15 protein-coding genes are annotated in these 16151 nt (G+C 52.5%); 4 read left to right on the top strand and 11 right to left on the bottom strand.

Going from position 1 to position 16151, the window contains the following annotated elements; translation table 11 throughout:
• Positions 1-345 precede the first annotated feature (345 nt).
• From HMPREF2959_RS06735 to HMPREF2959_RS06710, 6 genes are all read right to left on the bottom strand, one after another.
• Positions 346-768, bottom strand: a complete 423-nt coding sequence (locus HMPREF2959_RS06735; protein WP_002222213.1) for an OsmC family protein — start codon at positions 766-768, stop codon at positions 346-348.
• Positions 769-885: 117 nt separating this feature from the next.
• Positions 886-1557 (bottom strand): DUF3108 domain-containing protein, encoded by a 672-nt coding sequence (locus HMPREF2959_RS06730; RefSeq protein ID WP_033912517.1) that lies wholly within the window; start codon positions 1555-1557, stop codon positions 886-888.
• A gap of 15 nt (positions 1558-1572) precedes the next feature.
• On the bottom strand, positions 1573-2199 hold the full coding sequence (gene purN, locus HMPREF2959_RS06725; RefSeq protein ID WP_002240659.1) for a phosphoribosylglycinamide formyltransferase: 627 nt from the start codon (positions 2197-2199) through the stop codon (positions 1573-1575).
• 106 nt (positions 2200-2305) lie between these two features.
• On the bottom strand, positions 2306-3124 hold the full coding sequence (locus HMPREF2959_RS06720; protein ID WP_002212827.1) for an FKBP-type peptidyl-prolyl cis-trans isomerase: 819 nt from the start codon (positions 3122-3124) through the stop codon (positions 2306-2308).
• 258 nt (positions 3125-3382) lie between these two features.
• Positions 3383-3823, bottom strand: coding sequence for a DNA polymerase III subunit chi (locus HMPREF2959_RS06715; RefSeq protein ID WP_002239948.1), 441 nt, complete (start codon positions 3821-3823; stop codon positions 3383-3385).
• A gap of 62 nt (positions 3824-3885) precedes the next feature.
• A complete protein-coding gene (locus HMPREF2959_RS06710; RefSeq protein WP_002243724.1) occupies positions 3886-5292 on the bottom strand; it encodes a leucyl aminopeptidase in 1407 nt (468 codons plus the stop codon).
• A 169-nt stretch (positions 5293-5461) separates the two neighbouring features.
• Between HMPREF2959_RS06710 and lptF the strand changes: the two genes are divergently transcribed.
• From lptF to HMPREF2959_RS06690, 4 genes are all read left to right on the top strand, one after another.
• Positions 5462-6577: an LPS export ABC transporter permease LptF gene (gene lptF, locus HMPREF2959_RS06705; protein ID WP_002216799.1), complete on the top strand. Its 1116-nt coding sequence runs from the start codon at positions 5462-5464 to the stop codon at positions 6575-6577.
• Entirely contained in the window at positions 6574-7644 is a 1071-nt protein-coding gene (lptG, locus tag HMPREF2959_RS06700) for an LPS export ABC transporter permease LptG (protein ID WP_002235067.1), read from the top strand. Before lptF ends, lptG begins: the two co-directional genes overlap by 4 nt.
• Before the next feature lie 311 nt (positions 7645-7955).
• Entirely contained in the window at positions 7956-10541 is a 2586-nt protein-coding gene (gene acnB / locus HMPREF2959_RS06695) for a bifunctional aconitate hydratase 2/2-methylisocitrate dehydratase (RefSeq protein WP_002229716.1), read from the top strand.
• Between the two features lie 141 nt (positions 10542-10682).
• Positions 10683-11678 (top strand): ornithine carbamoyltransferase, encoded by a 996-nt coding sequence (locus HMPREF2959_RS06690; protein WP_002212820.1) that lies wholly within the window; start codon positions 10683-10685, stop codon positions 11676-11678.
• A gap of 224 nt (positions 11679-11902) precedes the next feature.
• Here the strand turns inward: HMPREF2959_RS06690 and ilvC are convergent, their stop codons facing one another.
• The 5 genes from ilvC to HMPREF2959_RS12905 form a co-directional block, all read right to left on the bottom strand.
• Positions 11903-12916, bottom strand: a complete 1014-nt coding sequence (ilvC, locus tag HMPREF2959_RS06685) for a ketol-acid reductoisomerase (protein ID WP_002226185.1) — start codon at positions 12914-12916, stop codon at positions 11903-11905.
• Between the two features lie 79 nt (positions 12917-12995).
• Positions 12996-13289 (bottom strand): putative quinol monooxygenase, encoded by a 294-nt coding sequence (locus HMPREF2959_RS06680; RefSeq protein ID WP_002212818.1) that lies wholly within the window; start codon positions 13287-13289, stop codon positions 12996-12998.
• Positions 13290-13355: 66 nt separating this feature from the next.
• Entirely contained in the window at positions 13356-13847 is a 492-nt protein-coding gene (gene ilvN / locus HMPREF2959_RS06675) for an acetolactate synthase small subunit (RefSeq protein WP_002212817.1), read from the bottom strand.
• Between the two features lie 10 nt (positions 13848-13857).
• Positions 13858-15585: a biosynthetic-type acetolactate synthase large subunit gene (ilvB, locus tag HMPREF2959_RS06670; protein WP_002242855.1), complete on the bottom strand. Its 1728-nt coding sequence runs from the start codon at positions 15583-15585 to the stop codon at positions 13858-13860.
• Between the two features lie 367 nt (positions 15586-15952).
• On the bottom strand, positions 15953-16151 hold a 199-nt coding region (locus tag HMPREF2959_RS12905; protein ID WP_210398730.1), incomplete at its 5' end, for a hypothetical protein.

Genomic DNA, 16151 nt, shown 5'->3' with positions numbered 1-16151 from the left:
GCAACGCCGTACTGGTTTTTGTTAATCCACTATAATTCAATAAATTAATATATGGCTTAAAATAACGGGATTCTCGCCTCCCGCCCGCCCGCAGAAGCAGGCGGGTATCATTTTAAAACGCGGCATTTAAAATTTGACCGAAAATTGTTGACAATCCGGAATCAAGTCTGCACAATACCCCGACAAGTCCAAGTATTATAAAGGCTGAATAAAGAGGAAACAGCAGGCAGATATATTCGGGAGGTGCAGTCCGAATATATCTGCTTTTTTATGCGCCTCCGGATTGCCTGCCGCACCTTTCCCTTCAGACGGTATCAGCCGTTTCCCCATAATGCCGCCCGATGCCTATTTATCTGCCCCGGCAATTTCAAAACTGTGGGTAATCTTTGCCGCTTTGCCCAACATAATCGAAGCCGAACAGTATTTTTCGGCAGACATCTGAACGGCGCGCTCAATGGCCGATTCTTTCAAATCATGCCCGAATACTTTGAAATGGATGTGGATTTCGGTAAACACGCGCGGCGCATCGTCCGCCCGTTTCGCCGTAACCGTCGCACGGCAGTCAGTCACTTTCTGACGCTGTTTTTCGGCAATCATCACCACATCGATGCTCGAACAGCCCGCCACGCCCAACAGCAGCATTTCCAAAGGGCTGGGCCCGCGCTTGGCCGCACCTTCTGCCGCCGAACCCTCCATAACGACGCTGTGCCCGCCTTCCGTCGTGCCGACAAAGCACATTCCGTCTATCCATTTTGATGTAACCTGCATGGTGTCATTCCTGAAAATAGCGTTAAAACCGCTTTGCATATGGCGTTATTGTAAACAATTTCAAGCGGCTTATGCAGAAATATGGACAAAACGGCAAAAAAACACTTGAAAACCGATTTACGGTTTGGCTGCCTGGCCGTTGATCTGCACCGATTTGAGTTTCAGCGTATAGGTTTTGCCGTCGTCGGTATAGCCGATTTGTGCTGGAATATTGTTCAGGGACGGTGCGAAGAAATACATTACCGTATCGTCGCCGCGCCACACCCGATATTTGACGACTTCGGTTTCCACGCCGCCTATGCTGTATTTTCCTGTACCCGCCTTATTCAAACCGCCGACGGAATAAAGTTTTTTGCCGTTGGTGATTTTCAGCCCCGGGGGGAGTTTCGCGTCATTTGCCGCCAACTGCCAGGCAAGCGTGAACAAATCCATAGCCTTGGGGCTTTGCTCGGTTTTGCTCTCGCCCGCTTTGCCGTAGGTTACGCTGCCGTCGGCGAATTTGGCTTCCGCATACAGTTTGCCCCTGCGTATGTCTCTATAGTAGGTAGGGTGCAGGGTATTGCCGACAACCGTACCGCCGGACTCGAAACGGATATTGTATAGCGGCACTTTAATCGTCGAAACGATTTTGTAAGCATTGCCGCTGCGTTCAAATGTCATCGTGGCGGGAATGCCGTAGCTGCCGGAATAGTGCAGCACGGCGGATTGGGGCAGCCCTGCCGCATACGCGCACGGCAGGGCGGCGGACAAAATGGCGGCGGAAAATATATTTTTAAAAGTCTTCATCATTTGCTCCCGCCCGGTTTACGCCGTCAGGAAACGGGCGGCATCGGCGTTTTCCGAATTTCTGACGCGGTTTCCCTCGATAATCAGGCGGCCGGCGGCAAAATCGGCAACGGCTTTCGGATAAAGTTTATGCTCGACAGCCAAAACCCGTGCGGCAATATCGTCTGCCGTATCGCCGTCAAGTATCGGCACAATCCCTTGCGATACAATCGGGCCGCAATCCAGTTCGGCAGTAACGAAATGGATGGTGCAGCCGGCAACGCGGCAGCCCGCCTCCAAAGCGCGTTCGTGCGTATGAAGTCCGGTAAACGAGGGCAGGATGGACGGGTGAATGTTCATCAGCCTGCCTTCGTAACGGGCGCAAAACTCGGGGGTCAGAATCCGCATAAAACCTGCCAAAACCACCAAGTCGGGTTGATATGCGTCGATTTTTTCCATCATGGCCGTATCGAAGGCAAGTCGTGATTCAAAGTTTTTATGATTCAGGCTATCGGTCGGGATGCCGCGTTCGGCCGCCCATTGCAAACCGGCAGCCGTTTCGCTGTTGCTCAACACGGCGGCAATGCGGACGTTGGGAATGGCGGCATTGACGATTGCCTGCATATTGCTGCCGCGTCCGGAAATCAGGATGACGATGTTTTTCATAATGGTACGCTTTTGAAAGGGATGCCGTCTGAACCGCTGTTTGGTGGTTTCAGACGGCATTTGCCGTAAAAATGCCCGAAAACCTGTTTCGGGCATGGATTCGGACTTAATTTACTTTTTTGATGTCGACTTGAGCCGGCTGCTTGGCGGGCGCGTTTTCGGGTGCGCCGATTTTGACCAGTTTCACATCAAATACCAAAGTGGCGTTCGGGCCGATTTTGTCGCCCGCACCCTGTTCGCGGTAGGCAAGGTTGGACGGGATGTAGAACGTGGCTTCGCCGCCTTCTTTCAGAAGCTGTACGCCTTCGGTCCAACCCGGAATCACTTGGCTCAAAGGGAAGGTGACCGGGCCGCCGTTGGCTTTGCTGCTGTCGAATACCGTACCGTCAATCAGGCGGCCTTCGTATTCCACGGTAACGATGTCGTCTTTGGTCGGCTGTTTGCCTTCGCCCTGTTTGGTGATTTTGTATTGCAGGCCGGAAGCAGTGGTCTTCACGCCGTCTTTGGCGGCATTTTCTTTCAGAAAGGCTTCGCCTTTTTCTTTATTGGCCTTCGCGTCCGCCTTGTGTTTTTCTACGGCTTTAGCCTGTTGTTCCTGAAGGAATTTCATCATGACTTCCTGAGCCTGCTCTTCGGTCATTTTGATTTCTTTGCCGTCATACACTGCCTGCATGGCTTCGGTAAAGACTTTCAAATCGATTTCCGCGCCCTGTTCCTTCATTTGCTTCAGGGAGCGTCCGATGTCCACGCCCATCGCATAGCTTGCCTGCTGCATCGTGCTGCCGATCGAAGAGGTGTCGCCCTGCGCGGAAGAAGCGGCGGCAGGTTCGGATGCAGATGCGGGGGCGGCTTCTTTTTTGCCGCAGGCGGAAAGTGCCAAAGCGGCGGAAAGGGTCAGTGCGCTGATTTTGAAAATGGTGTTCATGATGGATCTTCGCTGTCGATAAGGTCGGAAAAACGGGATTATAGCCGAGTTTGAATGTTTCAACACACAGGATGACACATAAAGCGTCAATCGTGTGTTGCCCTGTTTTGGAAAGGATTGAACCTTCCAAAATAAGTTTTGATTCTACCGCCCCGAGGGACAGATGTCCAAGTGGCGGGGTTCAACCGATAAGGAAATTTTAATCAAATAGAATCAAGCCTGTTTAAATTTTGTAAATGCGGCATTTCAGACGGCATTTTATGCCTTGCCCTCCATGCCGTGATGTTCGATGGCAAAACCGCTTCGGCGGTAGGCGGTAAAGCGTTCGCGCGCGTCGGCGAGATCTTCCAAGCTGTTGCCGACGATTTCCAAAACGCGCGCGGGCAAGACCGGAGCGGTGTTCCAAAAACCGTCGGACAGGTTCAAAACGGTCATGCCTTCGGGAATTCGGGGCAGATTGCCGCCGCAGGCAAGCAGGACGGATGGTTCAGACGGCATGGCTTCTTCCGTTTCCCAAATTTCGTGCGGAATGAAACTCTCGGCCTCGTATTGCCAAAGCATTTTGTCCAATTCCTGAAGCTGCCCGAACGAATCGGACCACACCAGTATCCTGCCGCCGTCCCGAATCGCACGGGCAATCAGGCGGCAGGTGAAAATCGGAACTTGGGCAACGTGCGTGTAAAAGGTGGCTTTCGGCATATTGTTTGAGCATTTGGCAGGACGATGCCGTCTGAAAGGCTTCAGACGGCATTGTGGCAAAATTAAAGATTCCGCAGATAGTTCAGCAGCAAGGGAACGGGACGGCCGGTCGCACCTTTTTCCGCACCGGATTTCCACGCCGTACCCGCGATGTCAAGGTGTGCCCATGGATAGTCTTCGGTAAAGTAGGATAGGAATGTTGCGGCGGTAATCGTGCCCGCGCCGGGCGTGCCGATGTTTGGAATGTCGGCAAAGTTGGATTTGAGTTGGTCTTTGTAGGTCTCAAAGAGCGGCAGTTGCCACGCTTTGTCGTCCACGTTGTAGGAAGCGGCAAGCAGGCTGTCGACCAAATCTTGATTGTTGCCCATCACGCCGCTGACATCGTGCCCCAAGGCAACAATACACGCACCGGTCAGGGTGGCGACGTCGATGACGGCTTTGGGTTTGAACTGTTCGGCGTAAGTGAGCGCGTCGCACAAAATCAGACGGCCTTCAGCATCGGTGTTCAACACTTCGATGGTCAGGCCTTTCATGCTTTTTACGACGTCGCCCGGTTTGTTGGCCGCGCCGGAAGGCATATTTTCACAAGTGGCGACGATGGCAATCAGGTTGATCGGCAGTTGCAGTTTGACGGCGGCGCAGAAGGTGCTGATGACGGTTGCCGCGCCGCACATATCAAACTTCATTTCGTCCATGTTCAGACCGGGTTTGAGGGAAATGCCGCCGGTGTCGAAGGTAATGCCTTTGCCGACCAAGACGACGGGGGCGGCTTCTTTGTCGGCTGCACCGAAATAGCTCAGTTCGACCAAATAGGGATCTTCGACACTGCCTTTGGCGACCGACCAAAACGAACCCATGTTTTCTTTGATGTAGTCTTTTTCGATGATTTTGACGTGCGCGCCCAGTTTTTCGGCTTCGGCTTTGGCGGTGCGCGCTAAAAATTCGGGCGTGCATTCGTTCGGCGCGGCATTGCCCAAGTCGCGGCAGAGGCTTTGTCCGTAAACCTGTGCTTCGGCAACGCGCAGGGCTTCTTTGACGGCGGCTTCGTGTGCGCTGTGGAACACGGCTTCTGCAAATTTGGCGGGCTTGGCTTCTTTTTTATAGCGGTCGAAACGGTAGGCGGCATTGCCGAAAGCAATCGCAAACGCTTCGGCAACGGCTGCGGCTTGCGCTTCTTCAAAGGCATGAACGTCCACATTGACCGTTTCCTGATTTTGCGCCCATTTGGCGGCTTCGGCAGCGGCTTTGTTCAGCGCGGCACGGTCGGTTTTTTCAAGGCGGACGACGGCGACTGCCTGCAAACCGTTGCCTGTCGGGATTTTGGTGTCGGCAAAAGTTTGACCTTCTTCAAGCGAAGACAAAAGGGCAAGGGCGGTCGGATGGTTTAATTGCGCCTCTTCGGTGCAGACAAATAACTGTGCGCCTGCCTGCTGTTCCTGCAAGATTTCGGTTTTTGTGCTAAATTCCACGTTTATTCTCCTGATTGAGACGGTTGTCGGTAGTTTTCGGACGGCCTTTCGCTCAAAAGACCGTCTGAAGACGGCTGGCACGATTGTACCCCATTTGAAGCACCGTCTGAAACCTTGCGCGGACAATCCGCCTGCGCCGAACCGCTTACCGCCCCCTGACCGCGATTCTATGATTTATCAAAGAAACCTCATCAAAGAACTCTCTTTTACCGCCGTCGGCATTTTCGTCGTCCTCTTGGCGGTATTGGTCTCCACGCAGGCAATCAACCTGCTCGGCCGTGCCGCCGACGGGCGTGTCGCCATCGATGCCGTGTTGGCATTGGTCGGCTTCTGGGTCATCGGTATGACGCCGCTTTTGCTGGTGTTGACCGCATTTATCAGTACGTTGACCGTGTTGACCCGCTACTGGCGCGACAGCGAAATGTCGGTCTGGCTATCCTGCGGATTGGCATTGAAACAATGGATACGCCCAGTGATGCAGTTTGCCGTGCCGTTTGCCGTTTTGGTTGCCGTCATGCAGCTTTGGGTGATACCGTGGGCAGAGCTACGCAGCCGCGAATACGCTGAAATCCTGAAGCAGAAGCAGGAATTGTCTTTGGTGGAGGCAGGCGGGTTCAACAGTTTGGGCAAGCGCAACGGCAGGGTTTATTTTGTCGAAACCTTCGATACCGAATCCGGCATCATGAAAAACCTGTTCCTGCGCGAACAGGACAAAAACGGCGGCGACAACATCATCTTCGCCAAAGAAGGTAACTTCTCGCTGAACGACAACAAACGCACGCTCGAATTGCGCCACGGCTACCGTTACAGCGGCACGCCCGGACGCGCCGACTACAATCAGGTTTCCTTCCAAAAACTCAACCTGATTATCAGCACCACGCCAAAACTCATCGACCCCGTTTCCCACCGCCGTACCATTCCGACCGCCCAACTGATTGGCAGCAGCAACCCGCAACATCAGGCGGAATTGATGTGGCGCATCTCGCTGACCGTCAGCGTCCTCCTACTCTGCCTGCTTGCCGTGCCGCTTTCCTATTTCAACCCGCGCAGCGGACATACCTACAATATCTTGATTGCCATCGGTTTGTTTTTAATTTACCAAAACGGGCTGACCCTGCTTTTTGAAGCCGTGGAAGACGGCAAAATCCATTTTTGGCTCGGACTGCTGCCTATGCACATCATCATGTTCGTCATCGCAATCGTACTTCTGCGCGTCCGCAGCATGCCCAGCCAGCCCTTCTGGCAGGCGGTTGGCAAAAGTCTGACATTGAAAGGCGGAAAATGAACCTGATTTCACGTTACATCATCCGTCAAATGGCGGTTATGGCGGTTTACGCGCTCCTTGCCTTCCTCGCTTTGTACAGCTTTTTTGAAATCCTGTACGAAACCGGCAACCTCGGCAAAGGCAGTTACGGCATATGGGAAATGCTGGGCTACACCGCCCTCAAAATGCCCGCCCGCGCCTACGAACTGATGCCCCTCGCCGTCCTTATCGGCGGACTGGTCTCTCTCAGCCAGCTTGCCGCCGGCAGCGAACTGACCGTCATCAAAGCCAGCGGCATGAGCACCAAAAAGCTGCTGTTGATTCTGTCGCAGTTCGGTTTTATTTTTGCTATTGCCACCGTCGCGCTCGGCGAATGGGTTGCGCCCACACTGAGCCAAAAAGCCGAAAACATCAAAGCCGCGGCCATCAACGGCAAAATCAGCACCGGCAATACCGGCCTTTGGCTGAAAGAAAAAAACAGCATTATCAATGTGCGCGAAATGTTGCCCGACCATACCCTGCTGGGCATTAAAATCTGGGCCCGCAACGATAAAAACGAACTGGCAGAGGCAGTGGAAGCCGATTCCGCCGTTTTGAACAGCGACGGCAGTTGGCAGTTGAAAAACATCCGCCGCAGCACGCTTGGCGAAGACAAAGTCGAGGTCTCTATTGCGGCTGAAGAAAACTGGCCGATTTCCGTCAAACGCAACCTGATGGACGTATTGCTCGTCAAACCCGACCAAATGTCCGTCGGCGAACTGACCACCTACATCCGCCACCTCCAAAACAACAGCCAAAACACCCGAATCTACGCCATCGCATGGTGGCGCAAATTGGTTTACCCCGCCGCAGCCTGGGTGATGGCGCTCGTCGCCTTTGCCTTTACCCCGCAAACCACCCGCCACGGCAATATGGGCTTAAAACTCTTCGGCGGCATCTGTCTCGGATTGCTGTTCCACCTTGCCGGACGGTTCTTCGGGTTTACCAGCCAACTCTACGGCATCCCGCCCTTCCTCGCCGGCGCACTGCCTACCATAGCCTTCGCCTTGCTCGCCGTTTGGCTGATACGCAAACAGGAAAAACGCTAAACCAATGCCGTCTGACCCCCTTCGGACGGCATTGGTTTTTATTATCATATTCCTGTAGACAGATAGCCGTTCCCTATTATAGTGGATTAACAAAAACCAGTACGGCGTTGCCTCGCCTTGCCGTACTATCTGTACTGTCTGCGGCTTCGGTCGCCTTGTCCTGATTTTTGTTAATCCACTATACATTACCTGTCATAACAGTTCCATTTTTGTTAAAACTAGTCTATGATAGCGGTACAAATATTGTTTACAATATTTAACGCAAATCATTTGCAACCCGACAAAAGAAAAACAGAAAAAGGAACAAAGAGATGTTAGAAGCCTATCGTAAAGCCGCCGCCGAGCGCGCCGCCCTCGGCATTCCCGCCCTCCCTTTGAACGCGCAGCAAACCGCCGATTTGGTTGAGCTGCTGAAAAGCCCGCCCGCAGGCGAAGGCGAGTTCTTGGTCGAACTGCTTGCCCACCGTGTTCCGCCCGGTGTGGACGATGCCGCCAAAGTCAAAGCCTCATTCCTGGCTGCCGTTGCCGAAGGCAGCGCGTCCAGCCCGCTGATCTCCCCCGAATATGCGACCGAACTCTTAGGTACGATGCTCGGCGGTTACAATATCCACGCCTTAATCGAACTCTTGGACGACGACAAACTCGCGCCCATTGCCGCCAAAGGCTTGAAACATACGCTTCTGATGTTCGATTCCTTCCACGACGTTCAGGAAAAAGCCGAAAAAGGCAACAAATACGCGCAAGAAGTTTTGCAATCTTGGGCAGATGCCGAATGGTTCGCCTCACGCGCCAAAGTTCCCGAAAAAATCACCGTTACCGTTTTCAAAGTTGACGGCGAAACCAATACAGACGACCTCTCCCCCGCGCCCGACGCGTGGAGTCGTCCCGATATTCCGCTGCACGCGCTGGCAATGCTGAAAAACCCGCGCGACGGCATCACGCCCGACAAACCGGGCGAAGTCGGTCCGATTAAATTGTTGGAAGAACTCAAAGCCAAAGGCCATCCGGTTGCTTACGTCGGCGACGTGGTCGGTACTGGTTCTTCACGCAAATCCGCGACCAACTCCGTCATTTGGCATACCGGCGAAGACATTCCGTTCGTGCCGAACAAACGCTTCGGCGGCGTATGTTTGGGCGGCAAAATCGCGCCGATTTTCTTCAATACCCAAGAAGATTCCGGCGCGCTGCCGATTGAAGTCGATGTATCTGCTCTAAAAATGGGCGATGTCGTCGATATCCTGCCTTATGAAGGCAAAATCGTGAAAAACGGCGAGACTGTTGCCGAGTTTGAATTGAAATCACAAGTATTGCTGGACGAAGTGCAAGCCGGCGGCCGTATCAACCTGATTATCGGCCGAGGTCTGACCGCCAAAGCGCGCGAAGCCCTGAAACTGCCTGCCTCTACTGCATTCCGCCTGCCGCAAGCGCCTGCCGAAAGCAAAGCCGGTTTCACCTTGGCGCAAAAAATGGTCGGCCGCGCCTGCGGTCTGCCCGAAGGACAAGGCGTGCGCCCGGGTACTTACTGCGAACCGCGTATGACGACGGTCGGCTCGCAAGACACGACCGGCCCGATGACCCGCGACGAGTTGAAAGACTTGGCTTGTTTGGGCTTCTCCGCCGATATGGTGATGCAGTCTTTCTGCCACACCGCCGCCTATCCGAAACCTGTCGATGTAAAAACCCATAAAGAACTGCCCGCCTTTATTTCCACCCGTGGCGGCGTGTCACTGCGTCCGGGCGACGGCGTCATCCACTCGTGGCTCAACCGCCTGCTGCTGCCCGATACCGTCGGCACCGGCGGCGACAGCCATACCCGTTTCCCCATCGGTATTTCCTTCCCCGCCGGCTCCGGCTTGGTTGCCTTTGCCGCCGCAACGGGCGTAATGCCGCTCGATATGCCCGAGTCTGTATTGGTACGCTTCAGCGGCAAGCTGCAACCGGGCGTAACCCTGCGCGATTTGGTGAACGCCATCCCGCTGTACGCAATCAAACAAGGTTTGCTGACCGTTGCCAAAGCCGGTAAGAAAAACATCTTCTCCGGCCGCATCCTCGAAATCGAAGGCCTGCCTGATTTGAAAGTGGAACAAGCCTTTGAATTGACCGACGCATCCGCCGAACGCTCCGCCGCCGGCTGTACCGTGAAGCTCAACAAAGAGCCGATTATCGAGTACATGAAATCCAACGTCGTGTTGATGAAAAACATGATTGCCAACGGCTATCAAGACCCGCGCACTTTGGAACGCCGCATCAAAGCTATGGAAAAATGGCTGGCAAATCCCGAGTTGCTCGAAGCGGATAAAGATGCCGAATACGCCGCCGTGATTGAAATCAACATGGACGACATCAAAGAGCCGATTATCGCCTGCCCGAACGACCCGGACGACGTGTGCTTCATGTCCGAACGCTCCGGCACCAAAATCGACGAAGTATTCATCGGTTCGTGTATGACCAACATCGGCCACTTCCGCGCCGCCTCCAAACTTTTGGAAGGCAAGGCAGACACCCCCGTCCGCCTGTGGATTGCGCCGCCGACCAAAATGGACGCGAAACAATTGTCCGACGAAGGACACTACGGCGTACTCGGACGTGCCGGCGCGCGTATGGAAATGCCGGGTTGCTCCTTATGTATGGGTAATCAGGCGCAAGTACGCGAAGGTGCGACCGTTATGTCCACCTCCACCCGCAACTTCCCGAACCGTTTGGGTAAAAACACCTTTGTTTACCTCGGTTCGGCGGAATTGGCAGCGATTTGCTCCAAACTGGGTAAAATCCCGACCGTTGAAGAATATCAAGCCAATATCGGCATCATCAACGAACAGGGCGATAAAATCTACCGCTATATGAACTTCAACGAAATCGACAGCTACAACGAAGTAGCCGAGACCGTGAACGTTTAATCCCCGTCATCCGTATGAAGTAAGGGATTGACCGCAATGCCGTCTGAACAACCTTCAGACGGCATTGCAACATTCCGCTAACCCTTCTTTCCGCAAACGCTGCAAATACGGCGTTCACGCCCCCACATAAAGGAAACGACAGTGAACCTGAAAAACCGCCATTTTCTGAAACTTTTAGACTTCACGCCGGAAGAAATCACCGCCTACCTCGACCTTGCCGCCGAATTGAAAGCCGCCAAAAAAGCAGGGCGCGAGATTCAGCGGATGAAAGGGAAAAACATCGCCCTGATTTTTGAAAAAACCTCTACTCGGACGCGCTGCGCGTTTGAAGTCGCCGCGCGCGATCAAGGCGCGGGAGTGACTTATTTAGAGCCGTCCGCCAGCCAAATCGGGCATAAGGAAAGCATCAAAGACACCGCCCGCGTGTTGGGCAGGATGTACGATGCCATCGAATATCGCGGTTTCGGTCAGGAAGTTGTTGAAGAATTGGCGAAATACGCGGGCGTACCCGTGTTCAACGGGCTGACCAACGAGTTCCATCCCACACAAATGCTTGCCGACGCACTGACTATGCGCGAACACAGCGGCAAACCTTTGAACCAAACCGCGTTTGCCTACGTCGGCGACGCGCGTTACAACATGGGCAATTCCCTGCTGATTTTAGGGGCAAAATTGGGGATGGACGTGCGTATCGGCGCACCGCAAAGCCTGTGGCCGTCTGAAGGCATTATTGCCGCCGCACACGCCGCCGCCAAAGAAACCGGCGCAAAAATTACCCTGACCGAAAACGCGCATGAAGCCGTGAAGAATGTTGATTTTATTCATACCGATGTGTGGGTCAGCATGGGCGAGCCGAAAGAAGTCTGGCAGGAACGCATCGATTTGCTGAAAGATTACCGCGTTACGCCCGAACTGATGGCGGCATCGGGCAATCCGCAAGTCAAATTCATGCACTGCCTGCCCGCCTTCCACAACCGCGAAACCAAAGTCGGCGAATGGATTTACGAAACCTTCGGGCTGAACGGTGTGGAAGTTACAGAAGAAATATTCGAAAGCCCCGCCAGCATCGTGTTCGATCAGGCGGAAAACCGTATGCACACGATTAAAGCGGTAATGGTCGCGGCTCTGGGCGACTGACAGAACTGTGCCTGTTTAAATTCATCCGCAACACAGATACCGTCTGAACACGATGTTCAGACGGTATCCATATATAGTGGATTAAATTTAAACCAGTACGGCGTTGCCTCGCCTTGCCGTACTATCTGTACTGTCTGCGGCTTCGGTCGCCTTGTCCTGATTTTTGTTAATCCACTATAAAAAAACTGCCTACACGATGTGTAGGTAGTCCCGTTTGAAAACAATCAGTTTTTGTCTTGGTCAACCAATTTGTTGGCAGTAATCCAAGGCATCATGGCACGCAGTTGTGCGCCGACTTTTTCAACTTGGTGGTCGGCATTCAGACGGCGGCGGGCAGTCATAGACGCATAGTTGACATTACCCTCTTGGATAAACATTTTTGCGTATTCGCCGGTTTGAATGCGTTTCAGGGCATTGCGCATGGCTTCTTTGCTGGAAGCATTGACCACTTCAGGGCCGGTAACGTATTCGCCGTACTCCGCATTGTTGGAAATGGAGTAGTTCATATTGGCAATACCGCCTTCGAAAATCAGGTCAACAATCAGTTTCATTTCGTGCAGACATTCGAAGTAAGCCATTTCAGGCGCGTAACCGGCTTCGGTCAGGGTTTCAAAACCCGCCTTGATCAACTCGACCACGCCGCCGCACAATACGGCTTGTTCGCCGAACAGATCGGTTTCGGTTTCTTCGCGGAAAGTGGTTTCAATCACACCGCCTTTGGTGCCGCCGTTGGCAGCCGCATAAGACAGGGCGATGTCTTTGGCTTTGCCGGAATTGTCTTGGTAAACGGCAATCAGAGAAGGCACGCCGCCGCCGCGTTTGTATTCACTGCGTACGGTATGGCCCGGACCTTTGGGGGCAACCATAATCACGTCCAAGTCGGCACGCGGAACGATTTGGTTGTAGTGCACGTTGAAGCCGTGTGCAAATGCCAGCGTTGCGCCTTCTTTCAAATTGGCTGCAACTTCGGCGTGATAGACGGCAGGCATGGTTTCGTCAGGCAGCAGCAGCATAACGACATCGGCTTCTTTGGTCGCTTCAGCAACGGTTTTGACGACATGGCCGGCTGCTTCGGCTTTTTTCCAAGAAGAACCTTGGCGCAGACCAATCACCACGTTTACACCCGAATCTTTCAGGTTGGCGGCATGGGCATGACCTTGCGAACCGTAACCGATGATGGCAACGGTTTTGCCTTTGATTAGGGACAGATCGGCATCTTTATCGTAATAGACTTGCATTTGATTTCCTTTAAGGTAAATGGTTGTCGAAGCCTTAAAATGTTGAGCGGCTTCGGACGGGTTAAACAGAGTGTGCCGCTTAATCGGCAACTTCATTCATCAATACGATTTCCAACGCTTCGGTTTTGCCGTCGACGGACTGGACGAAGGCTTGGAAATGCGCGCTGGCGTTATGTTCGTCAATAGCTGCTTGAGATTTCCAATTTTCCACGAAAACAAAACGGTTCGGTTTGCCGATTTCCTGATGGAGATCGTAGCTGATGTTGCCCTCTTCTGCACGGCTGGCTTTGACCAGTTCTTTAAACTGTGCTGCCAGTGTTTCTGTGTATTCCGGTTTGACGGTAACCAGTGCGACAATTTTAATGTTCGACATAAATCTCTCCTGCCGTTCGTTTTTCAGACGGCATTCAAATACCGTGCCGTCTGAAAGGTTACGGCGTTAAATTTTCAAAATACGCTCACCGCGACCGATGCCGGCCGCGCCTGTACGTACGGTTTCCAAAATTTGGGCGCGTCCGACCGTTTCCAAAAAGGAATCCAGCTTGTCGGTCGAGCCGGTAATTTCAATCGTATAGCTGCGGTCGGTTACGTCGATGATGCTGCCCCGGTAGATTTCGGTCAAACGCAAAAATTCGTCGCGGTCTTTGCCGGCGGCACGGACTTTTACCAACATCAGTTCTCGTTCGACAAAACGGCTTTCGTTCAAATCGACCACTTTAATCACTTCAATCAATTTATTGAGTTGCTTGGTGATTTGTTCGATAACCTGCTCGTCGCCGTGGGTAACGATGGTCATACGGGACAGGGTTTTGTCTTCGGTCGGCGCAACCGCCAAAGAATCGATATTGTAATCGCGTGCAGAGAACAAACCGACCACGCGGCTCATCGCACCTGATTCGTTTTCGATCAGAACAGATAAGATATGTCGCATTTGTCTCTCCTTACGCCTTTCCGTCCGCACGCATATGCGGCGGAAGTACCATTTCGTCCAAACCTTTGCCGTTGCCGACCATAGGCATCACATTCTGTTTCTGGTCAGTCAGGAAGTCGATAAACACCAGCCTGTCTTTTTGGTTCAATGCTTCCAACAAGGCACCTTCCACATCAGACTTCTTGTCCACGCGGATACCGATATGGCCGTATGCCTCGGCAAGTTTGACGAAATCGGGCAAAGAATCGAAATAAGTTTCCGACTCTCGGCCGCCGTAATATATTTCCTGCCACTGGCGTACCATACCGAGATAACCGTTGTTCAGCGTAATGACGTTAACCGGAATCCGATATTGGAAACAGGTGGACAACTCTTGGATGTTCATCTGAATCGAGCCGTCGCCGGTGATACAGAATACGTCTTGATCCGGGGCGGCAAGTTTTGCACCAATCGCATAAGGCAGACCCACGCCCATCGTACCCAAACCGCCGGAGTTGAGCCATTGGCGCGGACGTTCGAAGGGATAATATTGAGCCGCAAACATTTGATGCTGCCCTACATCCGATGTGATGATTGCCGAATTGCCGGTAATCTCGGCAAGCTTCTGAATCACATATTGTGGCTTGATAATTTCGCTGCCGTTGTCAAACCACAAGCAATCGCGGGAACGCCATTCCTCTATGGTTTTCCACCATTTGCCCAAAGCATCTTCAGACGGCATGAACTCTTGTTTTTGCCACAGCGCAACCATCTCAGACAAAACATTTTTCACGTCGCCGACAATCGGAATGTCCGCCTTCACGCGTTTGGCGATGCTGGAAGGATCGACATCGATATGGATAACTTTCTTCGCCTTCTCGAAAAATTTGGACGGTACGGAAACCACACGGTCGTCAAAACGCGCACCTACGGCAAGAACGACATCCGCATTCTGCATGGCAAGGTTTGCCTCGTAAGTACCGTGCATACCGAGCATACCGAGGAATTGGCGGTCGCCGGAAGGATAAGCGCCCAAGCCCATCAGCGTACCCGTGCACGGAGCACCCGTCATTCGGACAAATCGGGTCAGCTCTTCAGAAGCATTACCCAACACCACGCCGCCGCCAAAATAGACGACCGGACGTTTGGCAGATGCCAACATCTGCACGGCCTTTTTAATCTGACCGATATGCCCTTGAACAACCGGTTGATACGAACGGATAAAAATGTCTTCCTGAGGATAGCTGAATTTCGCCATCGCCTGCGTAACATCTTTCGGGACATCAACCACCACGGGCCCCGGTCGGCCGCTTGCGGCAATTTGGAACGCCTTTTTAATGGTTTCCGCCAACTCATTGATGTCCGTAACCAGGAAATTGTGTTTGACGCACGGACGGGTAATACCCACCGTATCAACTTCTTGGAACGCATCCGTACCAATCAGGGAATTGCCTACCTGCCCGCTGATGACCACCATCGGAATCGAATCCGTATAGGCAGTAGCAATACCGGTCAGCGCATTGGTAACGCCCGGGCCGGATGTAACCAATGCCACGCCCACCTTACCGCTGACGCGCGCATACGCATCTGCCGCGTGTACTGCCGCCTGCTCGTGACGGGTCAGAATGTGCTTGAATTTATTGAGTTGGAAAAGGGCATCGTAGATTTCGATAACCGCACCGCCGGGATAACCGAAAACGTACTCGACACCTTCGGCTTTGAGACTCTGCACTATGATTTGCGCGCCTGATAACTGCATAACGACCTCTTTTATACGGTTTCAAACCAATAGGGACAAACCGCTTTGCCACAGCACCTGTAATGCAATTCCACCAAGCAGCGATTTAGGGTACGCGCATTGGGGGAACACGGCAACAGACGGATTATCCAATCAATTGGAAAGGAACACAGAGTTTGTGAAAAAGAGTAGAAACGATAACGCAAACCGACAGTTCAATCAAGAAAAATCTTTCATCTTTTAATATTTTTTGAAAGCAGAGAAATTATTGATTGATTTTAAAAGAATGAAATCAGGAGTACCTTTTTTGAAAGATGGAAATTGTTGACAGTTTGTGTAGGAGGGGCAGATGTGAAAAACCCTTCTTCGATATCAAGAATTGTAAAATTTACAGGGTTTCATCCCAATAAAGACTCGGGATATTGATTGAACTTGATTTTATTTTTGATATATCAAAAATATTCCCAACCATACTTCCTGAAAATGGCTCATTGCACCGGACTGTATTGGACGGCATTGACAGAACCAAGAGGGCTAACAACGACTTAATATATTGATTGTATAGTGGATTAACAAAAATCAGGACA

Origin of the sequence: Neisseria sp. HMSC070F02, assembly GCF_001814225.1 — a bacterium.
Lineage (GTDB): Bacteria > Pseudomonadota > Gammaproteobacteria > Burkholderiales > Neisseriaceae > Neisseria > Neisseria meningitidis.
This window is presented reverse-complemented; position numbering and strand designations above follow the sequence as displayed.

Coding starts and splice junctions, on each gene's coding strand:
- HMPREF2959_RS06715 (WP_002239948.1), bottom strand. CDS start 3,823: ATGCCGAAAGCCACCTTTTACACGCACGTTGCCCAAGTTCCGATTTTC.
- HMPREF2959_RS06735 (WP_002222213.1), bottom strand. CDS start 768: ATGCAGGTTACATCAAAATGGATAGACGGAATGTGCTTTGTCGGCACG.
- purN (WP_002240659.1), bottom strand. CDS start 2,199: ATGAAAAACATCGTCATCCTGATTTCCGGACGCGGCAGCAATATGCAG.
- ilvB (WP_002242855.1), bottom strand. CDS start 15,585: ATGCAGTTATCAGGCGCGCAAATCATAGTGCAGAGTCTCAAAGCCGAA.
- HMPREF2959_RS06680 (WP_002212818.1), bottom strand. CDS start 13,289: ATGTCGAACATTAAAATTGTCGCACTGGTTACCGTCAAACCGGAATAC.
- acnB (WP_002229716.1), top strand. CDS start 7,956: ATGTTAGAAGCCTATCGTAAAGCCGCCGCCGAGCGCGCCGCCCTCGGC.
- HMPREF2959_RS06720 (WP_002212827.1), bottom strand. CDS start 3,124: ATGAACACCATTTTCAAAATCAGCGCACTGACCCTTTCCGCCGCTTTG.
- ilvN (WP_002212817.1), bottom strand. CDS start 13,847: ATGCGACATATCTTATCTGTTCTGATCGAAAACGAATCAGGTGCGATG.
- lptF (WP_002216799.1), top strand. CDS start 5,462: ATGATTTATCAAAGAAACCTCATCAAAGAACTCTCTTTTACCGCCGTC.
- HMPREF2959_RS06730 (WP_033912517.1), bottom strand. CDS start 1,557: ATGATGAAGACTTTTAAAAATATATTTTCCGCCGCCATTTTGTCCGCC.
- ilvC (WP_002226185.1), bottom strand. CDS start 12,916: ATGCAAGTCTATTACGATAAAGATGCCGATCTGTCCCTAATCAAAGGC.
- lptG (WP_002235067.1), top strand. CDS start 6,574: ATGAACCTGATTTCACGTTACATCATCCGTCAAATGGCGGTTATGGCG.